Genomic DNA, 6,588 nt, shown 5'->3' with positions numbered 1-6,588 from the left:
TTCGCGGGCAAGCCCGCTCCCACAAGTTGAGCGCTGAATTCAGGAACTGCGCACTTCTTGTGGGAGCGGGCTTGCCCGCGAAGGGGTGCGAAGCAGCCCCAATTGCAGATTGTGGGGCTTAACTGACTGGCATTAGCCTGTGTGGCTGATTTTTGCACTCGATTTCGGCGGCGGGGCCTGCCAAGCTGCGTGGTCATCGCTCACCGTAGCGGGACTGCGACGCGTCAGTCTGGCCCTCGAAACCGAGTGATCGAATCAACCGTACAGGCCACTAGCGCTTCTTGCCCGCCGATGGATCGCCCACATGCCCAGCCCCACCCGCCTTGTCTTGCCGTTCTACCTGTTTGCCTGTCTGCTCGCTCTCTTGGGCCTGGGAGGATTCTGGTACGGGCTCGGCAAGCCGGTCCACCTGCCGGACGCGGCCAGCGCCACGCATAAATTGCAGTGCGCGTCCTATACGCCGTTCGACAAGGACCAGTCGCCGTTCGACCAACCCTTCAAGCTGCGACCGGCGCGCATGGACGCCGACCTGGCCTTGCTCGCCGAGCGATTCCAGTGCATTCGTACCTATTCCATGACCGGCCTTGAAGCTATTCCCGCGATCGCGCGCAAGCACGGATTGAAGGTCATGCTCGGAGCCTGGGTCAACGCCAATCCGGAAGACACCGACAAGGAGGTCGATGCCCTGATCGCCGCGGCCAATGCCAACCCGGACGTGGTCACGGCGGTGATCGTCGGCAACGAAACCCTGCTGCGCAAGGAGATCACCGGCGAGCGGCTGGCCGAGCTGATTCGCCGGGTCAAGGGCCAGGTGCAGGTCCCTGTCACCTACGCCGATGTCTGGGAGTTCTGGCTGGAGCATCCGCAGATCGCGCCGGCGGTGGACTTTTTGACCATTCACCTGCTGCCTTACTGGGAGGATGATCCGAGCGGCATCGATGATGCCCTGGCCCATGTCGCCGAGGTGCGCGAGGTGTTCGGCAAGCGCTTCGCGCCCAAGGACATCCTGATCGGCGAGACGGGTTGGCCCAGCGAAGGTCGCCAGCGCGAGACGGCCGAGCCGAGCCGGGTGAACGAGGCCCGGTTCGTGCGGGGTTTCGTGGCGTTGGCCGAATCCCATGGCTGGCGGTACAACCTGATCGAAGCCTTCGACCAACCGTGGAAACGCGCCAGTGAAGGGGCTGTCGGCGGGTATTGGGGGTTGTTTGACGCGGATCGTCAGGATAAGGGCGTTCTCGAAGGGCCGGTGAGCAATCTGCCGCTTTGGCCGCAGTGGTGGCTGGCCAGCGTGATCCTGTTCGCGGCGGCGTTGATGCTGGGCGGGCGGGTCACCGATCGACGCGCCGCTCTGCTGCTGCCGCTGTTGGCGGCCTTGGGCGCTGCATGCCTGGGATCCTGGGGCGAGTTGATGCGCACCAATGCCCGGTTCCCTGGGGAATGGCTGTGGGCCGTGCTGTTGACGGGGCTCAACCTGTTGGTGCTGATACATGGCGTGCTGGCCTTGAGCGCGCGAACGGGTTGGCGGGAGCGGTTGTTCGCCTGGCTGGAGGCGCGGGCTGGGTGGTTGCTGCTGGCGGCGGGTTTCGTGGCGGCGGTGAGCATGCTGGCGATGGTCTTCGATCCGCGCTATCGCAGCTTCCCCACGGCGGCGCTGGTGCTGCCGGGGTTGGTGTACCTGGCGCGGCCTGTTGCCGGACCGAGGGCGGAGATCGGTCTGCTGGCGTTCATCGTCGGCCTGGGGATCGTGCCGCAGCTGGTTCGGGAAGGGTTGAGCAATCCGCAGGCGTGGAGCTGGGCGGTGGTGTGTGTGGTGATGGTAGCGGCGCTGTGGCGGGGGTTGAGGGTGCGGGTGGCATGAGATAGGCCGGGGCGCTTTTGGTACCCATGGTCACAGGCGGTGCGAGCGCAAACGCATTGCCAGGCGAGTCCTGCGCCCTCGATCGCGGGGCAAGCCCGCTCGCCACCGGGGCCAGGTGGTTTCAGTGGCGAGCGGGCTGGTCCAGATAAGCCAGCGCTTTTGGTACCCATGATCCCATGGCGGTGTGAGCACAAACGCATTGCCAGGCGAGTCCTGCGGCCTCGATCGCGGGGCAAGCCCGCTCGCCACCGGGGCGTGGTGGTTTCAGTGGCGAGCGGGCTGGTCCCTGATCGGCCAGGCGCTTTTGGTACCCATGGTCACAGGCGGTGTGAGCGCAAACGCATTGCCAGGCGAGTCCTACGGCCTCGATCGCGGGGCAAGCCCGCTCGCCACCAGGGCGTGGTGGTTTCAGTGGCGAGCGGGCTGGTCCAGATAAGCCAGCGCTTTTGGTACCCATGATCCCAGGCGGTGTGAGCGCAAACGCATTGCCAGGCGAGTCCTGCGGCCTCGATCGCGGGGCAAGCCCGCTCGCCACCGGGGCGTGGTGGTTTCAGTGGCGAGCGGGCTGGTCCAGATAAGCCAGCGCTTTTGGTACCCATGGTCACAGGCGGTGCGAGCGCAAACGCATTGCCAGGCGAGGCCGCAGGACTCGCCTGGCAACGCAATTTTCATGCAACACGATGGTGGCGGTATCCCAACACCACACCGTTTTTTCATTTACTGCTCTTCTACCAGCCCCTTGCGAACCAATCGCAGCCCCGCCAGCACCACGGCAAACACCGCGGTACTCGCGGTATACAACACCAGTGCCGGCACCCCGATAACCAATGCCGCAACGGCTACCCGCCACCCTGCGCGACCTGGCAATACCTGCGCCAGCACCGCCAGCACCAGCGCGCTCCAGGCGATCACGCCGAAATGTATCGCCAACCCCAGCAGCGATCGAACCTGGCACTGCCACAGCTGCGCCTGCCCGCTACACAACCCGACCCACTGGCTGTCCTCCATCAGCCCATAACGCACGCCATAACTGGCCGCCAGCCACAGCGACAGGAAGATCACCAGCGCGATCAAGGGTAACGTACGGTTCATAAGCTGCTCGAAAATGGAAAACACGCTCCGCATAATCGCCCGCTACAACCGCACAAGGCAATTGCAGCGATTGTGAAGAAGCTCGAATAAGGCGATCCCACCATGACAAAGGTCACACACGGCAATCCCTGCGGGCATGACAAAGCTCGCACACGGCAATTACGCCGATTGTGACGAAGGTCGCATACCGCCAAGGCACCGGCTTGCCTGGCCTGATCCGCACGCAGCATCATTTGGCGCAATAAATGGTCGCACGCCCGGCAACTTTGCGCGATCACCGACAGTCTTAGCCTGCGTATAGCGTTATTGTCGTTCTTTTAGGGGAATTCCATGCTTCGATCTTTGCGTCTCACTGCCCTGCTCGGCGGACTGCTCGTGGGTGCTGTTGCGTCAGCGCAGGATATCGACGCGGCCACCTATGGCTATCCCCTGACCAATCCGTTCGAGGCAACCATCGCCACTACGCCGCCGGAGCAGCGCCCTACCCTGCCCAGCGACGAAGACATCGACCAGGACGACTACAGTCTCAACCTGCGCCCCGAACGCGCCTTCACCCTGCCGGACAATTTCTGGCCGGTGAAGAAGCTCAGGTACCGCATGGCCACCCAAGACCACAAGGCGCCGCTGATCTTCCTCATCGCAGGCACTGGGGCGCCCTACAACAGCAGCATCAACGAGTACCTGAAGAAGCTCTTCTACCAGGCTGGCTATCATGTCGTGCAGCTGTCGTCGCCCACCAGCTGGGACTTCATCAGTGCCGCCTCGCGCTTCGCCACGCCTGGGGTCAGCCAGGAAGACGCCGAAGACATGTACCGGGTGATGCAGGCCGTACGCGCCCAGCACCCACGCCTGCCGATCAGCGACTTCTATCTCAGCGGCTACAGCCTGGGCGCCCTCGACGCGGCGTTCGTCAGCCACCTGGACGAGACGCGCCGCAGTTTCAATTTCAAGCGCGTGCTGCTGCTCAACCCGCCGGTCAACCTCTACACCTCGGTCAGCAACCTGGACAAGCTGGTACAGACCCAGGTCAAGGGCATCACCAGCAACACCACGTTCTATGAACTGGTCCTGCACAAGCTGACGCTGTACTTCCAGCAGAAGGGCTACGTCGACCTCAACGAGGCCCTGCTCTACGATTTCCAGCAGTCGCGCCAGCACTTGTCCAACGAACAGATGGCCATGCTGATCGGCACCTCGTTCCGCTTCTCCGCGGCCGATATCGCCTTTACCTCGGACCTGATCAACCGCCGCGGCCTGATCATCCCGCCGAAGTATCCGATCACCGAAGGCAGCAGCCTGACGCCCTTCTTCAAGCGCGCCTTGCAATGCGATTTCGATTGCTACCTGACCGAGCAGGTGATCCCCATGTGGCGCGCGCGCTCCGATGGCGGCAGCCTGTTGCAACTGATCGACCAGGTCAGCCTGTACGCCCTGGAAGACTACCTGCGCGACAGCCCGAAGATCGCCGTCATGCACAACGCCGACGATGTCATCCTCGGCCCCGGCGATATCGGTTTCCTGCGCAAGGTCTTCGGCGATCGCCTGACGCTCTACCCCCATGGCGGCCATTGCGGCAACCTCAACTACCGCGTCAACAGCGACGCCATGCTGGAGTTCTTCCGTGGTTAAGAAAGTGCTGTTCGTTACTGCCCTGTTGTGCGCCGGCAATGCCATGGCTGCCGAGACCGCGCCGCGCGCGAGCGTGATCAAGGCCGATCCCGCAGCTGCCGAGACCGCGCCAAACGCGAGCGCAAACGAGACCGATGCCGCGTCTACCGAGACCGCGCCACGCGCAAGCGTGATCGGTGCCGATGCCACGGCCGCCGAGACCGCCCCACGCGCCAGTGTGATCGAGGCCGATGTCATGGGTATCCCCACGATGGATCCGGACGGCTTCACCGAGCCCTTGCGTGAGCTCAATTTCAATCCGGGCCTGGACCAGCGCGAGTTCGAGCGATCAACGTTCACGGCGCTGAATGTCTATGACCCGCTGGAATCGATCAACCGTCGCGTCTACCACTTCAACTACCGGTTCGACCAGTGGGTGTTCCTGCCGGTGGTGGACGGCTATCGCTACATCACACCGCATTTCGTGCGCACCGGCGTGACCAACTTCTTCAACAACCTGGCCGATGTACCGAGCCTGTTCAACAGCGTGCTGCAGCTCAAGCCCAAACGCTCGGCGGAAATCACCGCGCGGCTGATGTTCAATACCCTCATCGGCGTCGGCGGCCTGTGGGACCCCGCGACCGCGATGGGGCTGCCTCGGCAAAGCGAGGACTTCGGCCAGACATTGGGCTTCTATGGTGTCGCGGACGGCCCTTACCTGGTGCTGCCGATCTTCGGCCCATCCAACCTGCGCGATACCGGCGGTCTGTTGGTTGACTACCTGGGCGAGAAGGAAGCCAACTTCCTCGGCATCGCGGAAGCCAGCAGCGACCATCCGGAAATTTTCGCGTTGCGCGCGGTAGACAAGCGCTACACCACCAGCTTCCGCTACGGCCAGCTCAACTCGCCGTTCGAATACGAGAAGGTGCGCTACGTGTATACCCAGGCACGCAAACTGCAGATCGCCGAATAAGCGATAACGCGGCGCGGGCGCGGCAGCAATGCTCGCCAGGCGCCGCGGCTCATGGAGACAGAGCCACAAGACGACCGCCGGGCGTACACCCTCAGCCCTTTTACTTCTTCGGATACAGCCTCGGCGCACCGGGCGGTCGGGACTTGAAACGCCGGTGTGCCCACAGGTATTGCTCGGGGCATTCGCGCAGAACGCCTTCGACCCACTGGTTGATGCGCAGGCAGTCGGCCTCCTCGCTCTCCCCGGGGAAGTCCGCCAGCGGCGGGTGGACCACCAGACGGTAGCCACTGCCGTCCTCCAGGCGTCGCTGGGTGAAGGGGATGACCCGGGCACGCCCGAGGCGGGCGAACTTGGTGGTCGCGGTCACCGTGGCGGCGGGGATGCCGAACAACGGGACGAACACACTCTGCTTGGCGCCATAGTCCTGGTCAGGCGCATACCAGATGGCGCGGCCCGCGCGCAGCAGCTTGAGCATGCCGCGCACGTCATCGCGCTCCACGGCCAGGGAATCGAGGTTATGCCGTTCCCGACCGCAGCGCTGGATGAAGTCGAACACCGGATTGCCATGCTCGCGATACATGCCGTCGATGGTCTGGACCTGGCCCAGCAGCGCCGCGCCGACTTCCAGGGTCGTGAAGTGCACCGCCATGAGGATCGCGCCCTGCCCGTCGCGCTGGGCCGCCTGCAAATGCTCGAGGCCTTCGATGTGCGCCAGTCGCGCCAACCTGGCGCGCGGCCACCACCAGCTCATGGCCATTTCGAAGAAAGCGATGCCGGTCGAGGCGAAGTTTTCCTTCAATAACCGCCGCCGTTCGTCGCAGGACTTTTCGGGAAAGCACAGCTCCAGGTTGCGCGCGGCGATCCGCCGACGCTCGCCGGCGACCCGATACATCAGCGCGCCGAGGACGCGGCCGAGCCATAGCAAGGCACGGTAGGGCAACTGCACCACCAGCCAGAGCAGGCCGAGGCCGAGCCACAGCCCCCAGAAACGCGGGTGCAGGAAATAGCGACGAAAACGCGGGCGATCCATTGAAGCTTCCGGAAAGACGTGGGCCGA

Annotated in this window: 5 protein-coding genes; 3 read left to right on the top strand and 2 right to left on the bottom strand. The window is 63.8% G+C overall.

Features of this window, described 5'->3' with window-relative positions:
• The first annotated feature begins 304 nt into the window (after positions 1 to 304).
• The gene (locus G7009_RS26645; protein ID WP_181133261.1) at positions 305 to 1,858 is read left to right on the top strand and encodes a glycoside hydrolase family 17 protein; all 1,554 of its coding nucleotides are present in this window, start codon (positions 305 to 307) and stop codon (positions 1,856 to 1,858) included.
• Between the two features lie 717 nt (positions 1,859 to 2,575).
• Here the strand turns inward: G7009_RS26645 and G7009_RS26640 are convergent.
• Positions 2,576 to 2,950 (bottom strand): hypothetical protein, encoded by a 375-nt coding sequence (locus tag G7009_RS26640; RefSeq protein WP_181133260.1) that lies wholly within the window; start codon positions 2,948 to 2,950, stop codon positions 2,576 to 2,578.
• A 330-nt stretch (positions 2,951 to 3,280) separates the two neighbouring features.
• Here G7009_RS26640 and G7009_RS26635 point away from each other — a divergent pair, with 330 nt between their 5' ends.
• On the top strand, positions 3,281 to 4,579 hold the full coding sequence (locus G7009_RS26635; protein ID WP_181133259.1) for a serine/threonine protein kinase: 1,299 nt from the start codon (positions 3,281 to 3,283) through the stop codon (positions 4,577 to 4,579).
• Between the two features lie 235 nt (positions 4,580 to 4,814).
• On the top strand, positions 4,815 to 5,531 hold the full coding sequence (locus tag G7009_RS26625) for an MlaA family lipoprotein (protein ID WP_181133262.1): 717 nt from the start codon (positions 4,815 to 4,817) through the stop codon (positions 5,529 to 5,531).
• 100 nt (positions 5,532 to 5,631) lie between these two features.
• On the opposite strand, the gene G7009_RS26620 is transcribed toward G7009_RS26625, so the two are convergent.
• A complete protein-coding gene (locus G7009_RS26620; protein ID WP_181133258.1) occupies positions 5,632 to 6,561 on the bottom strand; it encodes a lipid A biosynthesis lauroyl acyltransferase in 930 nt (309 codons plus the stop codon).
• Between the last annotated feature and the right edge of the window lie 27 nt (positions 6,562 to 6,588).

Source organism: Pseudomonas capeferrum (assembly GCF_013523055.1).
Classification (GTDB): Bacteria; Pseudomonadota; Gammaproteobacteria; order Pseudomonadales; family Pseudomonadaceae; genus Aquipseudomonas; species Aquipseudomonas capeferrum_A.
Note: the sequence above shows the minus strand (reverse complement) of the source record. Positions and strands in the feature narration are given on the sequence as shown.

Coding starts and splice junctions, on each gene's coding strand:
- G7009_RS26645 (WP_181133261.1), top strand. CDS start 305: ATGCCCAGCCCCACCCGCCTTGTCTTGCCGTTCTACCTGTTTGCCTGT.
- G7009_RS26640 (WP_181133260.1), bottom strand. CDS start 2,950: ATGAACCGTACGTTACCCTTGATCGCGCTGGTGATCTTCCTGTCGCTG.
- G7009_RS26635 (WP_181133259.1), top strand. CDS start 3,281: ATGCTTCGATCTTTGCGTCTCACTGCCCTGCTCGGCGGACTGCTCGTG.
- G7009_RS26625 (WP_181133262.1), top strand. CDS start 4,815: ATGGGTATCCCCACGATGGATCCGGACGGCTTCACCGAGCCCTTGCGT.
- G7009_RS26620 (WP_181133258.1), bottom strand. CDS start 6,561: ATGGATCGCCCGCGTTTTCGTCGCTATTTCCTGCACCCGCGTTTCTGG.